General features: G+C 43.4%; 2 protein-coding genes. Both read right to left on the minus strand.

The genetic code is table 11. The features are described from left to right. A partial coding sequence (locus tag ACTXGO_RS15325) for a DegT/DnrJ/EryC1/StrS family aminotransferase (RefSeq protein ID WP_443575123.1) occupies positions 1–211 on the minus strand: 211 nt, incomplete at its 3' end. Positions 212–230: 19 nt separating this feature from the next. Next, positions 231–752: sugar transferase (locus tag ACTXGO_RS15330; protein WP_443575124.1), on the minus strand; the 522-nt coding region annotated here is incomplete at its 5' end.

The raw sequence follows: 752 nt of genomic DNA on the forward strand, positions 1-752 counted from the left end.
CTAAAGCTTGTAGTGCCAAATCTAGAGCTAAAGTACCATTGCCCAATGCTATTGCATAATTGCTACCTGTCCAGTCAGCGAACTCTCGCTCAAAATGACGACATTCATTCCCAGTCCAGTAGTTCACTTTGTTAGATAAAAGCACTTGGCTAACGGCATTGGCTTCTTCTTTTGTGAAACTCGGCCATGGTGAAAACTTAGTATTTAGCATATGCACCTCTACAATATATTTAATCGCTTAGTATCATCTTATTACCTGTGAACTTGCTCATCGTCGCTTCGCCGTCAGCATTGATACCGTCCTTTAGGATCACTTTTTTGACAGTTTTGAATAAAATTTTCATATCTAACCAAAAAGACCGATTGTCAACGTACCATATATCAAGTGCAAATTTTTCGTCCCAACTTATAGCATTACGTCCATTGATCTGCGCGTACCCTGTGATGCCAGGGCGCACGTGATGACGGCGCAATTGCTCATCATTATATAGGGGTATATACTCCATCAACAGCGGACGTGGCCCTACTAGACTCATATCGCCTTTAATCACATTCCATAGCTCTGGTAATTCATCCAGGCTCATATTACGCAGCATGTGACCGAATGAGGTTAGGCGCGCCTCATCTGGCAATGGATTGCCTTTAGCATCTATCGCCTCTTTCATAGTACGAAACTTAATCATCTTAAAAGGCTTGCCATATAGACCGGGGCGCGTTTGGCGAAAGAGTACTGGCGAACCCAATTGCTGCCT

It is taken from the genome of Psychrobacter sp. T6-1 (assembly GCF_052258445.1).